The organism is Luteimonas panaciterrae, assembly GCF_020511115.1.
GTDB lineage: Bacteria > Pseudomonadota > Gammaproteobacteria > Xanthomonadales > Xanthomonadaceae > Luteimonas > Luteimonas panaciterrae.
Window position 1 is genome coordinate 475,192 of sequence record NZ_JAJAVH010000004.1, and the last position, 21,268, is coordinate 496,459.

Consider the following 21,268-nt stretch of genomic DNA (forward strand, 5'->3'; position numbering starts at 1 on the left):
CTCAGGAGCTCTCTCCATGAAAAAGAAAAAACTCTTAGGTGCATTGGCGCTTGCCGCCATCGGTACCGCGGGAGCAACGGCGACTTATCTGCAAACGCAGGAAGTCACCACGCAAACTGCCGACACCGCCCCGACCAGCCAGGGCATGCCCGCGCCTCAGCCACTGCCGATGACCACGACGGTGGGGAGTCAGGCGCCTTCGCAGGAATCCCAGGAAGCCGCGGCAAGAGCGGTCATCTTCGGCAACACCTCGGACTCGGCGACCTCGCTGGTTCCGGGCGAGGACCCCGGAACGACCATCATCGGCTTCATCATCAGCAACATCGTCTCCGGCCTGTTGAGCATTCCGGTCATTCCCGACGTCATCATCGAGGCGTTCGAACTGCGCGAAACCGCGATCCCCGAACCACGCGACATGTCGTCGCTGACGCAGCGCAATACATCGGTACCGATTCGTCTGCGTTCCGACACCGTCGGTGGCGACATCATCGCCGATGAAATCGATCCGCTGCTGATCTACGAGATCGCCGAGCGACCGAAGCACGGCACGCTCAGCGGCACCCCACCCTATGTGACCTACACGCCGAATCCTGGCTACACCGGCTTCGACCGCTTCAAGTTCTCGGTGCGCTCGGTCATCCAGGCGATTCCGCTCACCCTTCCCGCCCAGGTCGACGTCAAGGTACAGGGTTCGTACAACGCGTTCGAAAGCGGCCAGGTGCGGCCGCTCGCGTTGAATTCCGACAAGACGCGGCTGTACGCGGTCAACACGCCCGACAACCGTCTGGAAATCTTCGACGTCACCCAGGCGGCTCCGCGTCTGCTCAAGAGCGTGCCGGTCGGCATGGAACCGGTCGCGGTGTCATTGCGCAACGACGGCGAGGCCTGGGTGGTGAACACGTTGTCCGACAGCGTCAGCGTGGTCGACGTCGGGGCGCCCGTGCCGTATGTGAAGCGCACGCTGCTGGTCGGCGACGAGCCGCAGGATGTCGTTTTCGCCGGCCCCAACAAGCGCCGCGCCTTCGTGACCACGGCGCATCGCGGCCAGAACTCGCCTTCCGACATGGCCGCGCTCACGCCCGGCATCGGTCGCGCCGACGTCTGGGTCTACGATGCGCCCAGCGTCGATCAGCAGCAGAACGACGCCGCGCCGCTGAAGATCCTCACGCTGTTCGGCATGCCGGCGCGCGGCCTGGCGGTGAGCCCGGACGGCGGCACGGTGTATGCCGCGATCTACAAGTCCGGCAACCAGACCACCGTCATCGGCCCCAACACACTGCTGCTTGGCCCGAACAGCACCAAGTTCGGCAAGCCCGGCCTGAAGACCGACGCCAGCGGCCTGTTCGGCAACCTCGACGGCAAATGGGCGCCGAACACCGGCGTGATCGTGCAGTTCAACGGCACCGATTGGGTCGACAGCTACGGCACCAAGTGGAACGACTACGTCAACTTCAAGCTGCCCGACAAGGACGTGTTCGCGATCGACGCGAACGCGGCCGATCCGGTGGTGAAGACCGACTTCGCCCACGTCGGCACCTCGCTGTTCAACATCGCGGTCAACCCGGTCTCGGGTGCGCTGTACGTGTCCAACCTGGAGGCGAAGAATCTCAACCGCTTCGAAGGTGACGACCGCACCGACGGCAAGCTGTCGGTCAACGGCCGCTTCATCCAAAACCGCATCACCGTGATCAAGAACGGACAGGTGCTGCCGCGCAATCTCAACAAGCATCTGGTCGATGCTATCACCTACGGCAATCCGGGCGACAACGAGCGCAGCCTGGCGATGCCGTTGCAGATGCAGGTCGACAGTCAGGGCCGCACGCTGTATCTGGCCGCCTATGGTTCCTCGAAGATCGGCGTGTTCAATACCGACCAGCTGGAAGCGGACTCCTTCACACCGTCGACGCTGTCGCAGATCACGGTCAGTGGTGGCGGCCCGGCTGGCATGGTGCTGGACGAGGCTCGTGGCCGCATGTACGTGCTCACGCGCTTCAACAACAGCATCGCGGTGGTGAACACCGTAGCGCGCGCCGAAACCGCATCCGTGCCGATGTACAACCCGGAACCGGATTTCGTGGTCAAGGGGCGTCCGTTCCTGTACGACGCGCGCTTCAGCTCGGCCAAAGGCGATTCGTCCTGCAGCAGCTGCCATCTGTTCGGCGACAACGACGGGTTGGCCTGGGATCTCGGCAATCCTAAGGAGAAATGGGCGCTCAATCCGCGCAAGTACGTGACCTCGATCGCCTCGACGCTGGCGCAGCGCGCCAACCATCCGCTGAAGGGGCCGATGACCACGCAGAGCTTCCGCGGGCTGGAGTTCAACGGACCGCAGCACTGGCGCGGCGATCGCACCGGCGCCACGCGCGTGGCGGGCGAATCGCGCGAAAGGGCGGCGTTCAAGCTGTTCGCGCCTGCCTTCGTCAGTCTGGTGGGACGCACCAGCGAACCGACTCAGGAACAGATGGGCTCGTTCGCCGACTTCATCATGCAGCTGCGCTATCCGCCGAACCCGATCCGCAATCTGGACGACACCCTGACTCCGGACGAGGTCGTGGGCAAGAACGTGTTCTACAACAAGCTGACCACGGGCTTCCGCGCGCTGCGTGACGAGTTCGGCATCAGCAATGCCACGATGACCACCTGCAACGAATGCCACGAACTGCACCCGCAGCAGCAGCGCTTCGGTTCGGCGACGAAGATGAGCTTCGAAGGCCTGCCGCAGGACATGAAGGTCGCGCACTTCCGCAACCTGTATCAGAAGGTCGGCATGTTCGGCATGTCCTCGATGCTCGGTACGTACGGCGACAAGAACGCGCCGCAGGTGTCCGGCTTCGGCTTCATGCATGACGGCGCCATGGATACCACGGAGCACTTCATCGGCGCGGCCCGCACCGGTCAGCAAGGCTTCGTCGTGCCTCCTGCGGAGTTGCCTGGCCTGCTGAAGTTCATCATGGCCGAGGACAACGGGCTCGCTCCGGCGGTGGGACAGCAGTTCACGCTCAACCAGCTGAGCGCGGGCGCGGTGTCCCGTGTCGATCTGCTGGTGGATCGCGCGCTGGCGCACACCCGTCCGGGCGCCGAGAAGGTCAAGCGCTGCGAACTCATCGCCAACGGCCTGATCTACGGCAAGTCCTATAGCTTCCTGCTGCAGGACAACGGTGAATTCGCGACGTCGGACAGTGGCATTCCCACGTTCTCGGAAAGCGGCCTGCGCTCGCTGGCGGTCGAACCGGGCAACAGCGTGACCTACACTTGCGTCCCGCCGGGTGCCGGCACGCGCATGGCCCTGGATCGCGACGAGGATGGCATCCCCGACGGCGTCGATGCGGTGACGTCCGGCGTTGCCTACACCAGCATCCAGCCGTCGAACCCCAACGCGCCAGTGGAAACCGATCGCATGGAGACGGCGCTCGAGCACAACTATCTGCTCGAAGCGGTGCAGGCGGTCCTGTTGCAGTGGCCCACCTTCACGACGTTCTAAGCAAGCAAGAAAGTTTTCAAGCAGCACAATACCGCGCGGCGCCAACAGGCGCCGCGCGGAGCGGAAAGGGGGAAAGCCGCGGCCGTATCGCTACGGTTCGCGGCTTTTTTTCAGCAGCATTTCCAGCGCCTTCCCGGCGGCGGCGAACGCGAACGCACCGGTGATGTGCGTGGCCGCGCCCAGCCCTGCCCCACAATCCAGCTTGAGCGCGGCATCGGCGCCCAGTTGCGGCCGCAAGCCGCAGACACTGCCATCGGCCTGCGGATAGCGCACGTTCTCCAGCGAATAGATCGCCGGCACGCCGAAGTAGCGTTTCGGCCCTTTCGGGAAATTGAATTCGCCGCGCAGTTTCTTGCGCACCAGCGCCAGCATCGCATCGTGCTCGGTGCGGGACAGGTCGCGCACGCGCACCAGGGTCGGATCGATCCGGCCGCCCGCCGATCCCACGGTGATGATCGGCTGCTTGCGGCGCCGGCACCAGGCGATCATCTCGACCTTGCTGCGGAAACTGTCGCAAGCATCGACCACCACATCGAAACCCGGGCCAAGCAGCGATTCCATGTTCGTCGGCGTCAGGAAGCTGACGATCGGCCGCACATCGATCGCCGGATTGATGGCACGGCAGCGCTCGGCCATCGCCTCGGCCTTGCCGCGGCCGTACTGACCTTCCAGCGCCGGCAATTGACGATTGGTGTTGGACACGCACAGATCATCGGCGTCGATCAGCGTCAACGCGCCGATGCCGCTGCGTGCCAACGACTCCACCAGCCAAGAACCGACGCCGCCCAAGCCGACCACCGCGACATGGCAAGCGGCGAATCGTTTCAGCGCGCCGCGTCCGTACAACCGGTCGATGCCGGCGAAGCGTTCCTGCCAAAGTGAATCGTCATACGGAGATGACATCTTGTCGGTGTCAGCCAGGGGCGCGGATTCCCGATCGGAAACGACCGAATCCGCCGATCCACGACCGGATCGTGCTTCGTCGGAAACGGCAATGGCGGCCTGATGGCGTGTCGTCTGCATTTGCATAGTCTACTGCCGCGCATGCTATGTTCGGCCGGAGCCAGCCAGGAGCCCGCCATGTCGACAACGCCCAGCCCCGCCCCGAAATCGTCGGCCTTCGGCCGCTACTTTTTCCTGTTCCTGCTCGGCCTGGTGGTGGGCGCGGTGGCGGCGGTCATGGCGATGCGCGCGATCGATGCCCGCCGCGACCATTACCCAGGCGCAGTGATGAACGTGATGCAGGCGCACGCCAGCCAGCTGAAGACCAGCCTGGAGGCGAACCGCTGCGGCGCGACCGATATCCTTCCGCACCTGCAGAGCCTGCGCACGATGGCCAACGACATCGAGCCGGCCTTTGGCGATCTGCGCGAGGACGAACGCTTCGCCAAGCACGCCAGCCAGCTGCGCGCCACGCTCGATGGTGCCCTCGCCTCGCCTCCGCTCAACTGCGCCGGCGTCGGCGCGACAGCCGGCAAGATCGGCGAAGCCTGCAAGGCCTGCCATCAGGACTTCCGCAACTGACGCGTGCTTCCTCGCGCCCGCGAATGAATCAACGCTGAGGCGCGGTTTCGGGGCGATCGCGCAATTGGTGACCGGTTCACCGTCAAGCTCCTAAGGTCAGTGCAAGCGCGGCCCCCTTTCCGCGAATGATGATGAGGAGATTGGCATGAAGATTCGTCTGCTCGGCGCCGGCGCTCTGATCACCGTACTCGCGGCCGCGGGTTGTGCCACCACTTCGCCCGGATACGGCGGCGGTGGCTATGGCAACAACTCCGGCGGTGGTTCCTACGGCAGCCGCTGCGACGCCTGCGGCACGGTGACGCGCATCGAAACCGTCGCCCGAGGACAGAACGTCCCGAACGCCACCGGCGCGGTACTCGGCGGCATCGTCGGCGCCGCCGCGGCGCGCGAGATCGCCGACCACAACACCGACAGCAAGGGACGCAAGAACACGGCGACGGTCGCCGGCGCGGTCGGCGGCGCCCTGGCGGGCAACGCGATCCAGAATCGCGTGCAGGAGTCGAGCACCTATCGCCTGTACGTCCGCTTCGACGATGGCCGCACCACCACGTTCACGCAGAGCGACCTCGGCGGCATCCGCGAGGGCTCCTACGTCGAAGTGCGTGGTGGACACGCTTATGTGCGCTGATCCCCGCTGAGGGATCGATGCCTCTCTTGCCGCGTCCGAACTCATCACACCGGATGCGATAATGGCAGATCACAGAATGGCCCCGTGAACCGGGGCCATTTCTATTTCAAGTGATCTTTATTTCAAGAATCGCATCTGCAGCCCGGGAATCTTTTCATCCAGGCCCGTCGGAGCTTTCACGCCCTTTTCGGCCGCGCAGTAGGTGCCGAACACCAGATCCCAGATGGGAAAATGGGCAGCGAAATTCTTGTTGTGATGCTTCGCGTCCAGCGCGTGATGAATCCGATGCTGCTGGGGCGTGGTCAGGATACGGGACCAGAGTCCGCTACCGATCTTCACATCGGCATGGACGAAGAAGTTCCATGCGGTGAAGAACAGCACGGCGATCACCGGCGGCGTCGTGTCTCCGAACAGGAAAAGCACGGGCAGACTCACGACGAAGGCCTGGATCACGATCTCGCTCCAATGCTGACGCACATAAGTGGTCGCATTGAAATTCGTATCGCTGTGATGCACACCATGCCAGAGCCAGAGCGGCCGGAAACGATGCTGCGCCCTGTGCCACCAGTAGTAGAAGAAATCCACGATCACGTAGTAGGCGGCCACCTGCAGGATTACGATCAGCGAATTCTGCGAGGGGAAACCAAAAGGCAGGATGCCGCTTTGACCCGGCGGAATGATGCGTTCACGCCCCATGTGAACCAGCGGAACCAGCAGCGCATAGATGGCGCACACCAGCATGCCGTTCGCCATGTTCCGCAGCTTCGCCCCGATCTGTTCGCCGAATCGGCGATTGATCATCAGGTCGATGAACGTGCCGACGATGAGAATCCCCGCCCAGAGGATGGCGGGCGTCTGAAACAGATAGAGTTTGAAGTAATCGCCGAGCATGTTCAGGCGACCGCCTTGCCGGTCACGGCGGCTTCGAGCCGCTGCTTGATTTCGCCAACTTCCATTTGGACACCCCGCGCCGCACCTTGAACGGTGCCGCATCCTGCTCTAGTCATCGTGCACCCGAATCCCTATTCATCACTATAGGGCTCCGGCGGAACTCAGGCAACGAGCCGGCCACACCCGGCAATTCCCGCGTGCCGCCGCCGGGGCCCGACGCGCTGGCCGAAACGCAGTCGCGGTCACCCTCCCTGAACAGGGTTTCTCATCCCATGCACATGCTGCGTGCGCAACATGCTTCGCCGCCGCCGCAAGGCTAACTTGTGGGAACAGGGGCGATCCAAATCCATTCCTACAACTCCCGGGGAGAAGACTCGATGAGAAGCACCATCCTTAGCGTGGCGATGGGAACCGTATTGCTCGGCGCCGGCATCGCCAGCGACGCCGCCCAGCCTTTCGCGAAATCAAATCCGCTGCGCGTCGAGATGGCGGCGGCCAACGCGAAAGCGGGTTCGTTCCTCGGCGTCGTGGATATCGTCGTCACCAACGTCAGCAACCACACCGTCCGCGTTCCGAAGCAGAAGCTGCCTTCGGACGATCTCGAAGCCAGCCTGTTCCAGGTCAGCCGCGACGGCAAGCCGGTGCGCTATGAAGGCAAGCTGGTCAAGCGTGGACTGCCGCAGGCCGAGGATTTCGTGATCCTCAAGGCCGGCGAGCAGTACCGCGTCCAGGTCGACCTGTCGGCCGCCTACGATCTGGCCCAGAGCGGCTACTACTCGGTCACGTTGAGATCACCCCTGCAATACGCTTCGAGCAGCGATGGCAGCATGCTGAAATCGCCCAACGGCCTGCCGATGCTGCTGCAGAGCCAGTCGGTGCGCCTGTGGGTGGACGGTAGCGACCAGCTCGGCGCGATGAAGAGCGCATCGAGGGGCAAGCCCGGTGGCGGCGGCACCCTCGTCAACGGCATCACCTACAAGGGATGCACGACCACGCGCATGAACGACATCGACCAGGCCATCACCGCCGCGCGCAACTACACCGAGAACAGCAAGGGCTATCTCAACGCCGGCAATACCGGCCCGCGCTACACCACCTGGTTCGGCACCTACACGTCTTCCCGCTACAGCACGGCCAAGTCGCACTTCACCTCCATCGACAGCGCGATGGACCAGAACGGCGGCCAGATCACCGTGAACTGCGGCTGCAACCAGAACTACTACGCCTACGTGTATCCGAACCAGCCGTACGAGATCTACGTCTGCAAGGCTTTCTGGACCGCGCCGCTGACCGGCACCGACTCCAAGGCCGGGACCCTGATCCACGAGATGAGCCACTTCAACGTCGTGGCGGGAACGGACGACGTGGTGTACGGCCAGAGCGGCGCCAAGAGCCTCGCCATCAGCGATCCCGACAGCGCGCTCAACAATGCCGACAGCCACGAGTATTTCGCGGAAAACACCCCGTCCCAGAACTGACCGGCCACTGCGGCGCAAACAAAAACCCCCGGCATCGCTGCCGGGGGTTTTTTGCGGATCGAAGCTTGGCGATTACAGCGGCTGGACGGCGTCCGCCTGCAGTCCCTTCTGGCCCTGCACGACGGTGAAGCTGACCTTCTGGCCTTCCTTCAGGCTCTTGAAGCCCTGGGTCTGGATCGCACGAAAATGCACGAACACATCCTCGCCGTTCTCGCGGCTGATGAAGCCGAAGCCCTTGGCGTCGTTGAACCACTTCACGGTTCCGTTTTCGCGAGCACCTTCTGACATCTGTATCACTCCCCGTAGCAGTCTCGTATGGAACACCGCCATCTTGCGGGATGGGTCGGCGGCTGGTCGCAAGCAGGAAGCGAAATGGAACGGTGTCGCGGATCGATGGAGCCGGCAGCACGGATCGAACGCATCCAGGCCACGGTACGTTGTGGCCTTGACAAACACAGCGCCAGCAAATTAACCCGGCATTTGTGAAAATGCAATCGGCCTCCAGGACCACCAGAAAAACCGGATTTCAGGGGCTTTCGGCCCCTATCTCCCTATAAGATCGATATTATTCATAACGCACGTCACATATCGGTTCCGCCCTCGTGACGACGTGCCCTCTCTCATCCTCAGGAGCAGGATCAAGATGGACCCGCATGCCGCTTGGTACGTGATCGCCGCCGCGATGGTGTTGTTGGGCCTGATCGGCATCGTGTTGCCGGCCCTGCCCGGTGTTCCCTTGATCTTCGCCGGCATGTTGCTGGCCGCCGCCGCGGATGGATTCGAGCGCGTGCAGTGGTGGTGGATCGTGATCCTCGGCGTGTTGACGCTGATCTCGGTCGGCATCGATTTCTGGGCGACGGCGATCGGCGCGAAACGCGTCGGCGCCAGTCGCAAGGCATTGCTGGGCGCCGTGCTGGGCACGTTCGCGGGTTTGTTCTTCGGACCGATCGGTCTGTTCGTCGGACCATTCGCCGGCGCGGCATTGGGCGAGCTCTGGCATGGGCGCAGCATCGATTCGAAACGCGTCGGACAGGCGGCGAAGGTCGGTTTCGGCACATGGCTGGGCATCGCGCTCGGCATCGCGCTGAAAATCGCGCTTGCCTGCACGATGCTGGGGCTGTTCGCATGGGCCTGGTTTCTCTGAAGCACGCGTTACGCCCGCGTAGGCGCGCGCAAGCGCGTCGCTGCGGCATCGGTACATGTCGGACAGGTAGACTGGCGCCTCCTTTTGCCCTATCCCACCCGCATCATCCGATGAGCTTGCTGCACAAACGCCTATTTCCTGTCCTGCTGATCTGCCTCATGTCGCTGGCGGCAGCGTTGCCCGCCGTGGCTGCCGCCAATCCCACAGCCGTCAACCCCGCGGCCGCCGCCGATACGAAGATCGGCAAGAGCGTGCAAGCCAAGCTGGCCACGGTCGAAGGCCTGAAGAACGTCACCGCGAGCGTGGAAGGCGGCGTGGTGCAGCTCGGCGGCACCGTGCTTGAATTCGAGCAGCGCAAACAAGCCGCCGACATCGCCACTGCGGTGCCCGGCGTGACGTCGGTCGAGAATGCGATCGCGCTCGACAGCAATCTCCGCAACCGCTTCAACGTCGCCTACGAGCAAGTGACGAACAAGCTGTTCAAGTTGCTGACATCGCTGCCATTGCTGTTCTTCGCCGCGCTGATCGTCCTGCTGGCGGTGTGGCTGGGCGGCTTCTTCGCCCGCCGCCTGCACTGGTTGCGGCTGCGCAGCAAGAATCCCTACATGGACACTTTGGTGCGCCGCACCGTGCAGACGGTGATCGTGCTGATCGGCGTGCTGCTCGCGCTCGATCTGCTCGGCGCGACTTCGCTGGTCGGTGCGGTACTGGGATCGGCGGGCGTGGTCGGCCTGGCACTCGGCTTCGCCTTCAAGGACATCGCCGAGAATTACATCGCCGGCGTGCTGCTGAGCGTGCAGCGACCGTTCTCGCCCGGCGAGCACGTCAAGATCGACAACTATGAAGGCAAGATCGTGGCGCTGACCTCGCGCACGACGCTGCTGATGACGCTGGACGGCAATGAACTGCGCCTGCCGAACGCGCTGGTATTCAAATCGGTGCTGCTGAACTACTCCCAGAACCCCAAACGACGCTTCGAGTTCGTGATCACCATCGATGGCGCCCAGTCGATCCGCGACGCGCAGATGCTGGGCATCGAGGCGGTGGCGAAGGTCGAGGGCGTTCTCGCCGATCCCGCGCCATCCTGGGTGGTGGTCGACTACACGCCCGGCGGCATCGGCCTGCGTTATTACGGCTGGGTCGACCAGCGCGCGAGTGATCTCGGCAAGGTGCGCGGCGAAGCGATCCGCGCGGTGAAGGCCGCCTACGCGCATGCGGACATCGAATCGCCGCGCACGGTCTATCACGTCGTCACCTCGCGCGAGCGCGGCACGGAAGACGAAGCGCGCGCGCCCCTGGAACCAGTGCACGACAAGAACATCGACACCTCGGTCAACACCGACATCGACGTCCAGCTGGCTGCCGCGCAACGCGCCGACCAGGGCCGCAACATGCTCGAAACCGGAGATCCCCCCGCATGAACAATGCCAGGATAACCACCCCTTTCCTTCTCACCGGCCTGCCCTTATCCGGCCTGCTCCTGTTCGGTGCGGACGCACTCGCGCAGACGGCACCGGCCGTCGGTGATGTGAACGCATGCACCGCGATCGAGAACGACGCCACGCGCCTGGCCTGCTACGACGCCGCGACCGGACGCAAGACGCTGAGCCCGGCCCAGGCCGATGCCGCCGCCGAGGCCGCGAGACAGCAACGGGAAGCCGCCAGCGATGCGGAACGCACCGCGTTGTCGCGCGGCGAGCGCGCCAAGCGTGCCTTCAGTGACGTGTACACCTCAGAGCCAGAGGAGAACGCCCTCGCCAACGCCGGCAAGGGCTCGCTGCTCGACAGCCGCTGGGAACTGGCGAAGGACTCGAAGCTCGGCACTTTCAACTTCCGCGCCTACAAGCCGGTGTATCTGCTTCCTGTGTTCTGGAGCAGCAACCAGAACGAGATGCCGCATTCGCCCAATCCGCTGAACACCGTCACCACACCGCAGAACCTCGACGCCTACGAGACGAAATTCCAGCTCAGCTTCAAGACCAAGGCGCTGGAGAATCTGTTCGGCGACAACGGCGACCTGTGGATGGGCTACACGCAGAGCTCGCGCTGGCAGGTCTACAACGCCGATGCATCGCGCCCGTTCCGCGAGACCAACTACGAGCCGGAAGTGCTGCTGGTGTTCCGCAACAATTACAGCTTCGGCGGCTGGAAGGGACGCATGAGCGCGATCGGCCTGAACCACCAGTCCAACGGACGCGCCGATCCGCTTTCGCGTAGTTGGAACCGGATCATGTTCAACTTCGGCTTCGATCGCGACAACTGGGCGATCATGGCGCGGCCCTGGATCCGTGTTTCGGAGGAGCGCAAGGACGATGACAACCCCGACATCTCCGACTACATGGGACGCGGCGACGTCACCATCGTCCATACCATCGGGCAGCACCAGTTGTCGCTGATGGGACGGCATTCGTTCCGCGGTGGCGACCGGTCGCATGGTGCGTTGCAGTTCGACTGGGGATTCCCGATCCATAACCAGTTGCGCGGCCATCTGCAGATCTTCGACGGCTACGGCGAAAGCCTGATCGACTACAACCACCGGGCCACCTACATCGGCCTGGGCGTGTCCCTGATGGAGTGGTACTGACGGCGGCCTAGCTCCGCCGTTGGGCATCGCCGCGTGAAGCGCCGCCGTTCGGCTATGCTGTCGGCGCCGCCGGCCCGGCGGCACGACACTCGCAGACAATGACGTCAGCCACGCCTCGCAAGCACCGCTCCTTTTTCGCCTACGCCTCCGCCCTGCTCGGCCTGTTGAGCCTGATGGCGGTGCTGTGTTTCCACTTCCCCGAACTGCTGACGAGCAAGGAATTCCGCGCCGTCTACAACGAGACCTTCGCGCGCCATCTGCTGCTGGTGGGCCTGGTCGCGGCCTTCATCCTCGGCACATTGGCGATCCTGCGCGACCGCAACAAGCGCATCGCCCTGATCGGCGTCGGTGGCGCGACATTGGCGGTGCTGCTCGGCGGCACCAACGTGCAGTTCGATGCCATCGGCGAGACGCCCTATTCGCTCGGGCTGGACTGGTTCGTGATCTCGCTGTTCTTCTCGGCGCTGGTGTTCGTGCCGCTGGAACGCTATCTCGGGCAGCGCGCGATCTCGCCGCTGCGGCCAGGCTGGCGCACCGATGTGGCCTATTTCTTCATGAGCCACGTGCTGGTGCAGTTCATCCTGATCCTGGTGACCGCCTCCACCTCGACCATCGCCGGACTGGCCGCTTTCCCGAGCCTGAAAGCGGCGATCCAGTCGCTGCCGGTCTGGGCGCAATTCCTGATCGCCGTCTTCGTCGCCGACATGGCGCAGGCACTGCTGCACCGCGCCTATCACAACATTCCCTGGCTCTGGCGTTTCCACGCCGTGCACCATTCCAGCCGGGAAATGGACTGGCTAGCCGGCTCGCGCATCCACTTCGTCGAGATCGTGCTCACGCGCAGCGCCGTGCTGCTGCCGTTGCTGATTCTCGGCTTCTCGGCATCGGCGGTGAACGCCTACGTGATCCTGGTCGGGCTGCAGGCCGTGCTCGCGCATGCCAATCTCGGCATCCGCTTCGGTTGGTTGGAATATCTGATCGTGCTGCCCCGCTACCACCACTGGCACCACGCGCGGCAGTACGAGTACATCGACGTGAACTACGCGATCCACCTGCCGCTGGTGGACATGCTGATGGGCACGTTCAAGCTACCGCGCGACCAGAGCGCCTGGCCGCAGGAATACGGCGTGATGAAACTCGAAACCGTGCCTCACGGCATCGTGAAGCAACATCTGATGCCTTTCCTGAAGCGGAAGACTTACGACGACTACGTCTCCTGACGGCGCGCACGCTGTCAGCCGCCGTCCAATCCTCGGCGGATGCCCCACTCACGCAATGCGTCGATCGCCGGGCGCAGTTCCTCGCCGTCCGGTGTGAGTCTGTATTCCACGCGCGGCGGCACTTCGGCGTAGACCGTGCGGGTGATCAAACCTTCCTCTTCCAGCTCGCGCAGCTGCTTGGTCAGCATCCGCTGTGTCACGCCGGGCAGGCGTCGCTTGAGTCCGTTGAAACGCTGCATCCCGGTGAGCATCAGGTGGTAGAGGATCATCACCTTCCATTTGCCGTTGATGACGTCCATGGCCGCTTCGACGGCACAACGTTTTCTTCCATCTAGGGCACTCGGTGTGAGCATGGGGCGGAGTCCTGACAGGTATACTTTTTGATACTACATACAGAAATAGTGCGTACTTGCGCACATCGGGGGCAAGCCTAACATCGCCTCTCGACGAATACCGTCTTTATTCGAGATTCCCATGTTCCGCTCCCCTGCTTCCCTCTGGCGCCGCCTCGCGGCGTCCCTGCTACTCCTTGCCTGCTCGATGGCGACGACCGCCTTCGGCGCCAAATCAGTAGCGTCCCCGGTCACTTCCGTGCGCCTGTATGCGATCGACTGCGGCCATCTTTCCTTTAAGGACATGGCCATGTTTTCCGACACCGGCGAGTTCGACGGCCAGCAAGGCGAGATGGCCGTCCCCTGCTTCCTGATCCGGCACCCGAAAGGCGATCTGATCTGGGATGCCGGCCTCGGCGATGATCTGGCCGGCCCGAAACTCGACGCCCTCTATGCCCCGCTCGGCGTCAAAGCCACGATCAAGACCACGCTGATCTCGCAACTGAGCGAACTGAAGCTGACGCCGGATGACATCGAATTCCTCGGCATCTCGCACCTGCATCTCGACCACGTCGGCAACTCGCACCTGTTCAAGCATTCGACCTGGCTGTTGAATCGCAAGGAAGTGGCCTGGGCCACGACGGATGCTTCTGCTGCCGGTATCGTTCCCGACCTGTTCTCCGGCTATCGCGACGCCAAGGTGGAGTGGCTGGGAGACAACGATCACGACGTCTTTGGCGATGGCAGCGTGCGCATCCTGCGCGCACCAGGGCATACCGCCGGCCATGCCGCGCTGATCCTGAAACTGGCGAATGCCGGCACCGTGATCCTCTCCGGCGACCTGTATCACACCCATCTCAACCATGCGAAGCATCTGGTGCCGCCATACAACTACAGCCGTGCCGAGACGCTGGCGTCGTTCGATCGCATCGAGAAGCTGTTGGCCGATCGCCATGCGCGACTGGTCATCCAGCACTCGCCGGAAGACTTCGCGGCGTTGCCGAAATTTCCGGCTTATCTCGATTGAGGCGTCTCATCCGTCATTCCCGCATCGGTCACGGGAATGACGTGCTTCAGCGCGAGCTGCGCCAGCGCCGGTCCTCGACCATCAGGCACTGGTCCTGTACCACGTCGATTCCGGAGGCAATGAGCTTCTCGGCGAACTCGTCGTTGCGGATGCCCGTCTGCATCCAGACGACACGCGGCCGCGCCTTGACCAGGTCGTCCAGGTGCGCCGACAGATCCTCCGGCTTGCGGAACACGTTCACCAGATCGACGCGGCCGGGAATGGCCGCCACGCTGCGGTACACCGGTCTGTCGAAGATGCGTTGGATGTCCGGGTAGTACACCGGTACCGGCAGGATCTCGTAGCCGACGCGGCGCAGATACGAAGGCACGATGTGCGCGGGCCGGTCGGCACGGTCCTCGGGCTTGATGCCCAGCACCGCGATGCGGCGCAGCGCGCCGATGACGCGATCGAAATCGCGATGGTCGGTCAACAGCTTGCCGCACTTGAATATCACGCTGCCTCCTCAGGCGGCCTTGATCAGGCAATCTCGACCACGGGAATCTTACCGATCCGTGCCTGCCATTCGCGCGGGCCCGTGCGATGCACCGACTCACCGCTCGAGTCCACGGCGACGGTCACCGGCATGTCCTGCACGGTGAATTCGTAGATCGCCTCCATGCCGAGGTCCTCGAAGGCGAGCACGCGCGCGGCCTTGATCGCCTTCGACACCAGATAGGCAGCGCCGCCCACGGCCATCAGATACACCGACTGATGCTTGCGAATCGCCTCGATCGCCGTCGGTCCGCGTTCGGCCTTGCCGACCATGCCGAGCAGGCCGGTCTGGCTGAGCACCTGTTCGGTGAACTTGTCCATGCGCGTGGCGGTGGTCGGGCCGGCCGGGCCGACGGCTTCGTCGCGCACCGGATCGACCGGGCCGACGTAGTAGATGAAGCGGCCCTTGAAATCGACCGGCAGCGTCTCGCCCTTGTTGAGCATGTCGACCATGCGCTTGTGCGCGGCGTCGCGGCCGGTGAGCAGCTTGCCGTTGAGCAGCAGCACCTCGCCCGGCTTCCACGAGGCGACTTCCTCGCGCGTCACCGTGTCCAGATTCACGCGGCGGCCTTTCGAGGCATCGTAGGTGAGCTTCGGCCAGTCTTCCAGCGAAGGCGGGTCGAGCATCACCGGCCCGCTGCCATCAAGCACGAAATGCGCGTGGCGCGTGGCGGCGCAGTTCGGAATCATCGCCACCGGCAGATTGGCGGCATGCGTCGGATAGTCCTTGATCTTGATGTCGAGCACGGTGGTCAGGCCACCCAGGCCCTGCGCGCCGATGCCGAGCGCGTTGACCTTCTCGTACAACTCAAGACGCAATTCCTCCAGCCGGTTCGACGGCCCGCGCGCCTGCAGATCGACGATGTCGATCGGCTCCATCAGCGCTTCCTTCGCCAGCAGCATCGCCTTCTCGGCGGTGCCGCCGATGCCGATGCCGAGCATGCCGGGCGGACACCAGCCGGCGCCCATGGTCGGCACCGTCTTCAACACCCAATCGACGACGGAGTCCGAGGGATTGAGCATCGCGAACTTCGACTTCGCCTCGGAACCGCCGCCCTTGGCCGCGACGATCATGTCGACCGTGCTGCCGGGGACCACGGAAATATTGACCACCGCCGGCGTGTTGTCGCCGGTGTTCTTGCGGCCGCCGACCGGATCGCGCAGCACGCTGGCGCGCAGCTTGTTGTCCGGATGCAGATAGGCGCGGCGCACGCCCTCGTTGACCATGTCCTCCACGCCCATCGTCGCGCCGTCCCAGCGCACGTCCATGCCGATCTTCAGGAACACGGTGACGATGCCGGTGTCCTGGCAAATCGGGCGATGGCCTTCGGCGCACATGCGCGAATTGATCAGGATCTGCGCCATCGCGTCCTTGGCCGCGGGTGACTGCTCGCGCTCGTAGGCGGCGGCGAGATTCTTGATGTAGTCGACCGGGTGGTAGTAGCTGATGTACTGCAGGGCGTCGGCGACGCTCTGGATCAGATCGTCCTGTCGGATCGTGGTCAAGGCTGGCTCGAGGGCTTGCGGGGGGACCACATTTTACCGCGCGGAGCGCCGGCGCAGCGGCACGGAACGCCACGTCCCGCCGGTGCATGGCATGCTTCCGGCCCCGCCTGCCCGAAAGTCGCGAATGTCGAGCCCCTACTGGCGCATGCGCAGCCATGAGCCGCCGAAGTTGAATCTTCGCCAGCGTTTCGCGGCCCTGCGCAACCTGCCGCCGTTCCTGCGCAGCATCTGGGAGACCAGCCGGACGCTCACGCTCTCCAGCATCGGCCTGCGCCTGGTGCGCGCCCTGCTCCCGGTGGCGACGCTGTACGTCGGCAAATTGATCGTGGACGAGGCCGTGCGCCTGGTGGCGCTGGGCACGGCCAAGGCATCGCTGGCGGAGATGTGGCATGCCGGCACGCTCGATCACCTGTTCGGGCTGCTGGCGCTGGAATTCGCCCTGGCGATCGGCTCCGACCTGCTCGGCCGCGTGGTCGGCCTGGTCGATTCGCTGCTCTCGGAGCTGTACTCCAACAGCACCAGCGTGCGGCTGATGGAACACGCGGCCTCGCTCGACCTGGAGGATTTCGAAGACGCCGATCTGCAGGACAAACTCGACCGTGCGCGCCGTCAGATCGCCGGGCGCAGTCCGCTGCTGTCGCAACTGCTGGGCCAGGCGCAGGACATCGTCACCATCCTCAGTTTCGTCGTCGGCCTGCTGGTGTACGCGCCCTGGCTGATCGTGCTGCTGCTGATCGCGCTGCTGCCGGCCTTCATCGGCGAGATGCATTTCAACGCGCAGAGCTACGCGGTGAACTTCCATTCCACGCCGGAACGGCGCGAGCTGGACTACGTGCGCATGCTTGGCGCCAGCGCCACCTCCGCCAAGGAGGTGAAGAGCTTCGGGTTGAACCGCTTCCTGATCGAGCGCTTCCACACGCTGTCATGGTTGATCTATCGCGCGAATCGCAGCGTCGCGCTGCGCCGTGCCGGCTGGGGCGGCCTGTTCACCACCATCGGCACGCTCGGTTACTACGCCGCCTACGGATTCATCGCCTGGCGCACGGTGCATGGGGAATTCAGCATCGGCGATCTGACCTTCCTGTCAGCCTCGTTCCGGCGCCTGCGCGGCCTGCTGGAAAACCTGCTGACCGGGTTCTCGCAGGTAGCCGGACAGGCGTTGTATCTCGACGATCTGTTCTCGTTCTTCCGCATCCGGCCGGAAATCTTCTCGCCGGCGCATCCGCGGCCATTTCCGAAACCGATCCGGGAAGGTCTCCGTTTCGAGAACGTGGGTTTCCGCTATCCCGGCGCGCAGCGCTGGGCGGTGCGCCATCTCGATTTCACCCTGCACGCCGGCGAGGTGCTGGCCCTGGTCGGCGAGAACGGCGCCGGCAAGACCACGCTGGTGAAACTGCTGGCACGCCTGTACGACCCGGACGAAGGCCGCATCCTGCTCGACGGCCATCCACTCGACGAATACGACCTGGACGAACTGCGCGCCAACATCGGCGTGATCTTCCAGGATTTCGTGCGCTACTTCCTCACCGCTTCGGACAACATTGCCGTCGGCAGCATCGACGCGCGCGAGGACGATTCGCGCATTCGCGAGGCGGCACGGCGCAGCGTCGCCGACGAGGTGATCGAACGCCTGCCCGGCGGCTACGACCAGATGCTCGGCAAGCTGTTCAAGGACGGCGTGGACCTGTCCGGCGGCGAATGGCAGAAGATCGCCATCGCCCGCGCCTACATGCGCGATGCGCAGTTGCTGATCCTCGACGAACCGACGGCCGCGCTCGACGCGCGCAGCGAATTCGAGGTGTTCCAGCGCTTCAAGGAACTCTCGGACGACAAGACCGCCGTGCTGATCTCGCACCGCTTCTCCAGCGTGCGCATGGCCGATCGCATCCTGGTGCTGGAACAGGGGCGCATCGAGGCCAGCGGCACGCATGCCGAGCTGATGGCACAGGGCGGGCGTTATGCCGAATTGTTCGAATTGCAGGCCGCGGGCTATCGCTGACCGGCTTCTTGCACCTGCACTGCTAGTCGAACAATCCTTGTTGCGACGCCGCGGCGGCCGGATAGCGCAGCACCCCGTCGATCAGGCGCGCGTTTTCGTGCAAGGGATGCGGCTGCGTTTCCCCATGCGCCAGCAGGTGCACGACTTCCCAACCGCGGACGATGAAATCATCCGAGATCAACCGCCGATGGCAGCGCCACCATACCGCCTCGGCGCACATCACCGCGCAACGGGAACGTGTGGCGATCTTCATCAAGCGTTCGCGAGCGTGCGCGAACGCGGGCGTCGCCATGTAGTCGGCATAGCCGCGGAAGGCGGCGACACGCCAGGCGTCGTTGACGGAGTCCGCGACCGGCTCGCGCCGTCCGCCCAGTTCCGGCATCGCCACGTATTCGATCCCGACCTCGCGCAGGGCCTGCGCCATGGCCGCCCCCGCGTATTGTGGATTGCGGCGCGAGCCCGCGAAACGGCGCACATCGGCCAGTGTCGCGATGCCGGCATCCCGCAGCATGTCGACGAAAACGGGCCAGTCGCGGGTGGAGTGGCCGATGGTCCAGAGCGTTCCCGGGGGCATGCCATAGCCTAATCCCGAAGGCTCTCGCGGGATGAGAACGCAGTTTCGGCCGTCACGCTGCCAGTCACTTGCACGCGGCCTGCGGCCCGTTCGGCACTGTTTTAAACCTTCCCCCGCCCCGTAGCATCCGATTGATCATGTTGATGGCCGCGATGACCGAACCCATGCCCGCGATTTCGCTGGACGCGCCTGCCGAGGATGCCGACGCCGCCCTGGTCCGCGTGGCGCGCGGCGGGGACATGGGAGCCTTCGAAGCCCTGTACCGGCGGCATGCCGGGCGGGTGCACGGCGTGATCCTGCGCCTGGTCGGCGGCCAGCACGGCCGCGCCGAGGACCTGACCCAGGACGCCTTCGTGCGGGCCTGGCAAGCGCTGCCGTCGTACCGTTTCGAAAGCGCCTTCGGCACCTGGCTGTACCGGCTGGCGGTGAACACGGCTCTGATGGAACTGCGCTCACGCCGCGGCCAGCCGCTGATGGATGCGGATGACGCCTACGACAGCGTCGGCAGCATCGATTCGGCCGGCCACACCACGGCGCTGTCGACCGACCTGGAGCGCGTGGTCGCCTCGCTGCCGCCACGAGCACGCGCCGTGCTGGTGCTGCACGATGTGGAAGGATGGAAACACGAGGAAATCGCCGTCGAACTGAGCATGGCCGTCGGCAGTTCGAAGGCACAGTTGCACCGCGCCCGCACTTTGCTGCGCGCGCGGCTTGGAGGTGAAGCATGATTCCGAACGACACGTCCCCGAACGATCAAGAGCGCGCGATCGACAGCGCCGACGAGATGCCCGATGCCCTGCGCTGGCAGTTGCGTGGCCTGCGCGAAGACGTCGCGCCGCAGCGCGACCTGTGGGCCGGCATCGCCGAACGCATCGCCGCCGGGCCGGAGAGCACGCAGCCCGCGCCGACGCTCGCCCTGCCCCGGCCTTCACGCCGCCTGCGCTGGATGGCGATGGCCGCCTCGATCGGGCTCGCCTTCGCGCTGGCCTGGCAGTTGCGCCCGGCGTCGGTCACCGCGCCGGTGCCTGCCGGTTCCAACGACGTCGCCGCGAACACGATTTCCCGCGAAGCCGCCGCGATGACCCAGCAATACCAGACCGCGCTGCGCGAGATCGACGCTCACGGGCGCCCCGTCACCGCGCACGCCGACGCCTTGCGCGAGCTGGACACGGGTGTCGAGCAAGTGCGCGAAGCGCTGACGCACGATCCCGATTCCAGCTTCCTTCTCAGGCAACTGCAGAAGCTTTACACGCAACGGCTCGCGCTCACCCAGCGCTTCGCCATGAGCTAACCCCATTGGCTGACCACACTGGCTGATCAGGACCTTCCGGAGTACTTCATGAAACTGCAAATCCTCACGCTGTCCCTGCTGATCGGCCTCGCATTCCCCGCCTCGGCCGCGAAGCCCATCGACGAAACCCGTCCGCTCGATGCGCGCGGCACGGTCAACGTCAAGAACATCAGTGGCCGCATCGAAGTGCGCGTGTGGGACAAGCCGCAGGTCCACATCGGCGGCAGTCTCGGCAACGGCGTGGAGCGATTCGAAGTCGAAGGCGACAGTCGCCAGCTCGACATCAGGGTCAAATATCCGCGCAACAGCAACAATACCGAACCCACGACCCTCATCCTGCAGGTGCCAACCCTGGCCAGCCTGTCCATCGAGGGCGTCTCGGCCGACATCGACGTCACCGGCACCGCCGGCGCCAAGCTCGATATCGACAGCGTCAGCGGCGATATCACCGTCGTCGGGGCGCCTGGGCGGGCCGACATCCAGAGCGTCAGCGGCGATGTGGTGGCGACGCTCAACAGCACCGATGTCTGCGTGCAGTCGGTGAGCGGAGACCTCTCGTTGCGCGGCCGTCTCGATGGCTCCATCAAGGGTGAAGTCGTCTCCGGCGAACTCAACATCGACACGCGCGACAAACGCGTGCGCGACCTGACCGCCAACAGCATCTCCGGCAACATCATGGTTCGCGGCAATCTGGCCGATGGCGGCAGGATCAATGCCGAGACGACCAGCGGCGACATCAAGATCGTCATGCCTAAATCGTTGTCGGCCCGCGTCAACGGCAAGAGTTTCAGCGGCGACCTGACCGCACCGGGCGCACGCATCAGCCGCCCGCAATACGGCCCGGGTTCGGATTTCGACCAGCGTTATGGCGACGGCAGCGGCGAGATCCGCATCCAGACCTTCTCCGGCAACGGCAAGCTGGAACTGTACTGACGTCGCGCTGAGCAACCGCACTGAACGACTGATCCCCGCGAGCGGCCAGAACCGCCGCTCGCTCCCTCCAGATTCTTAATCCGCGCGGTGCGTGCCGCCGCGTCGGCCCCGTTCGTCCGCAC

20 protein-coding genes are annotated in these 21,268 nt (G+C 64.4%); 13 read left to right on the top strand and 7 right to left on the bottom strand.

What is annotated here, in order from left to right; all coding sequences use genetic code 11:
- Window positions 1–16 precede the first annotated feature (16 nt).
- Window positions 17–3,481 (top strand): beta-propeller fold lactonase family protein, encoded by a 3,465-nt coding sequence (locus LG367_RS06970; protein WP_226468494.1) that lies wholly within the window; start codon window positions 17–19, stop codon window positions 3,479–3,481.
- A 90-nt stretch (window positions 3,482–3,571) separates the two neighbouring features.
- On the opposite strand, the gene LG367_RS06975 is transcribed toward LG367_RS06970, so the two are convergent.
- Entirely contained in the window at window positions 3,572–4,384 is an 813-nt protein-coding gene (locus tag LG367_RS06975; RefSeq protein ID WP_226468495.1) for a tRNA threonylcarbamoyladenosine dehydratase, read from the bottom strand.
- A 177-nt stretch (window positions 4,385–4,561) separates the two neighbouring features.
- Between LG367_RS06975 and LG367_RS06980 the strand changes: the two genes are divergently transcribed.
- Both LG367_RS06980 and LG367_RS06985 read left to right on the top strand, forming a co-directional pair.
- Window positions 4,562–5,005 (top strand): cytochrome c, encoded by a 444-nt coding sequence (locus LG367_RS06980; protein WP_226468496.1) that lies wholly within the window; start codon window positions 4,562–4,564, stop codon window positions 5,003–5,005.
- A gap of 145 nt (window positions 5,006–5,150) precedes the next feature.
- Complete coding sequence (locus LG367_RS06985) at window positions 5,151–5,633, top strand: glycine zipper 2TM domain-containing protein (protein ID WP_226468497.1); 483 nt, start codon at window positions 5,151–5,153, stop codon at window positions 5,631–5,633.
- Window positions 5,634–5,750: 117 nt separating this feature from the next.
- On the opposite strand, the gene LG367_RS06990 is transcribed toward LG367_RS06985, so the two are convergent.
- Window positions 5,751–6,524 carry a sterol desaturase family protein gene (locus LG367_RS06990; RefSeq protein WP_226468498.1) on the bottom strand — a complete coding sequence of 258 codons (774 nt, stop codon included), beginning with the start codon at window positions 6,522–6,524 and terminating at the stop codon, window positions 5,751–5,753.
- A 377-nt stretch (window positions 6,525–6,901) separates the two neighbouring features.
- On the opposite strand from LG367_RS06990, the gene LG367_RS06995 reads away from it, so the two are divergent.
- The gene (locus LG367_RS06995) at window positions 6,902–8,002 is read left to right on the top strand and encodes a M35 family metalloendopeptidase (RefSeq protein ID WP_226468499.1); all 1,101 of its coding nucleotides are present in this window, start codon (window positions 6,902–6,904) and stop codon (window positions 8,000–8,002) included.
- A gap of 72 nt (window positions 8,003–8,074) precedes the next feature.
- Here the strand turns inward: LG367_RS06995 and LG367_RS07000 are convergent, their stop codons facing one another.
- Window positions 8,075–8,290, bottom strand: a complete 216-nt coding sequence (locus tag LG367_RS07000) for a cold-shock protein (protein WP_226468500.1) — start codon at window positions 8,288–8,290, stop codon at window positions 8,075–8,077.
- Window positions 8,291–8,645: 355 nt separating this feature from the next.
- Between LG367_RS07000 and LG367_RS07005 the strand changes: the two genes are divergently transcribed.
- The 4 genes from LG367_RS07005 to LG367_RS07020 all read left to right on the top strand — a co-directional run bounded on the left by LG367_RS07005 (window position 8,646) and on the right by LG367_RS07020 (window position 12,950).
- Window positions 8,646–9,146, top strand: coding sequence for a DUF456 domain-containing protein (locus LG367_RS07005; RefSeq protein ID WP_226468501.1), 501 nt, complete (start codon window positions 8,646–8,648; stop codon window positions 9,144–9,146).
- Window positions 9,147–9,256: 110 nt separating this feature from the next.
- Entirely contained in the window at window positions 9,257–10,567 is a 1,311-nt protein-coding gene (locus LG367_RS07010) for a mechanosensitive ion channel domain-containing protein (protein ID WP_226468502.1), read from the top strand.
- Between the two features lie 11 nt (window positions 10,568–10,578).
- Window positions 10,579–11,730, top strand: coding sequence for a phospholipase A (locus LG367_RS07015; RefSeq protein ID WP_425490935.1), 1,152 nt, complete (start codon window positions 10,579–10,581; stop codon window positions 11,728–11,730).
- 98 nt (window positions 11,731–11,828) lie between these two features.
- The gene (locus tag LG367_RS07020; protein ID WP_226468504.1) at window positions 11,829–12,950 is read left to right on the top strand and encodes a sterol desaturase family protein; all 1,122 of its coding nucleotides are present in this window, start codon (window positions 11,829–11,831) and stop codon (window positions 12,948–12,950) included.
- Between the two features lie 14 nt (window positions 12,951–12,964).
- Here the strand turns inward: LG367_RS07020 and LG367_RS07025 are convergent, their stop codons facing one another.
- Window positions 12,965–13,249, bottom strand: a complete 285-nt coding sequence (locus LG367_RS07025) for a winged helix-turn-helix transcriptional regulator (protein ID WP_343225834.1) — start codon at window positions 13,247–13,249, stop codon at window positions 12,965–12,967.
- 343 nt (window positions 13,250–13,592) lie between these two features.
- Here LG367_RS07025 and LG367_RS07030 point away from each other — a divergent pair, with 343 nt between their 5' ends.
- Window positions 13,593–14,309, top strand: coding sequence for an N-acyl homoserine lactonase family protein (locus tag LG367_RS07030; protein ID WP_226468506.1), 717 nt, complete (start codon window positions 13,593–13,595; stop codon window positions 14,307–14,309).
- A gap of 46 nt (window positions 14,310–14,355) precedes the next feature.
- On the opposite strand, the gene LG367_RS07035 is transcribed toward LG367_RS07030, so the two are convergent.
- Together LG367_RS07035 and LG367_RS07040 are read right to left on the bottom strand one after the other, a co-directional pair.
- Window positions 14,356–14,805, bottom strand: a complete 450-nt coding sequence (locus LG367_RS07035; RefSeq protein WP_226468507.1) for a CoA-binding protein — start codon at window positions 14,803–14,805, stop codon at window positions 14,356–14,358.
- 23 nt (window positions 14,806–14,828) lie between these two features.
- The gene (locus tag LG367_RS07040; protein ID WP_226468508.1) at window positions 14,829–16,349 is read right to left on the bottom strand and encodes a fumarate hydratase; all 1,521 of its coding nucleotides are present in this window, start codon (window positions 16,347–16,349) and stop codon (window positions 14,829–14,831) included.
- Between the two features lie 124 nt (window positions 16,350–16,473).
- Here LG367_RS07040 and LG367_RS07045 point away from each other — a divergent pair, with 124 nt between their 5' ends.
- A complete protein-coding gene (locus LG367_RS07045; protein WP_226468509.1) occupies window positions 16,474–18,348 on the top strand; it encodes an ABC transporter ATP-binding protein in 1,875 nt (624 codons plus the stop codon).
- Window positions 18,349–18,370: 22 nt separating this feature from the next.
- Here LG367_RS07045 and LG367_RS07050 read toward each other — a convergent pair whose 3' ends face one another.
- Window positions 18,371–18,922 carry a DUF488 domain-containing protein gene (locus LG367_RS07050; protein WP_226468510.1) on the bottom strand — a complete coding sequence of 184 codons (552 nt, stop codon included), beginning with the start codon at window positions 18,920–18,922 and terminating at the stop codon, window positions 18,371–18,373.
- 143 nt (window positions 18,923–19,065) lie between these two features.
- Between LG367_RS07050 and LG367_RS07055 the strand changes: the two genes are divergently transcribed.
- From LG367_RS07055 to LG367_RS07065, 3 genes are read left to right on the top strand one after another with little or no spacing between them, the layout of a single operon-like run.
- The gene (locus LG367_RS07055) at window positions 19,066–19,650 is read left to right on the top strand and encodes an RNA polymerase sigma factor (RefSeq protein WP_425490929.1); all 585 of its coding nucleotides are present in this window, start codon (window positions 19,066–19,068) and stop codon (window positions 19,648–19,650) included.
- Window positions 19,647–20,213: a hypothetical protein gene (locus LG367_RS07060; RefSeq protein ID WP_226468512.1), complete on the top strand. Its 567-nt coding sequence runs from the start codon at window positions 19,647–19,649 to the stop codon at window positions 20,211–20,213. The genes LG367_RS07055 and LG367_RS07060 overlap by 4 nt, the downstream gene beginning before the upstream one ends.
- 48 nt (window positions 20,214–20,261) lie before the next feature.
- A complete protein-coding gene (locus LG367_RS07065; protein ID WP_226468513.1) occupies window positions 20,262–21,146 on the top strand; it encodes a DUF4097 family beta strand repeat-containing protein in 885 nt (294 codons plus the stop codon).
- Window positions 21,147–21,268: the final 122 nt, after the last annotated feature.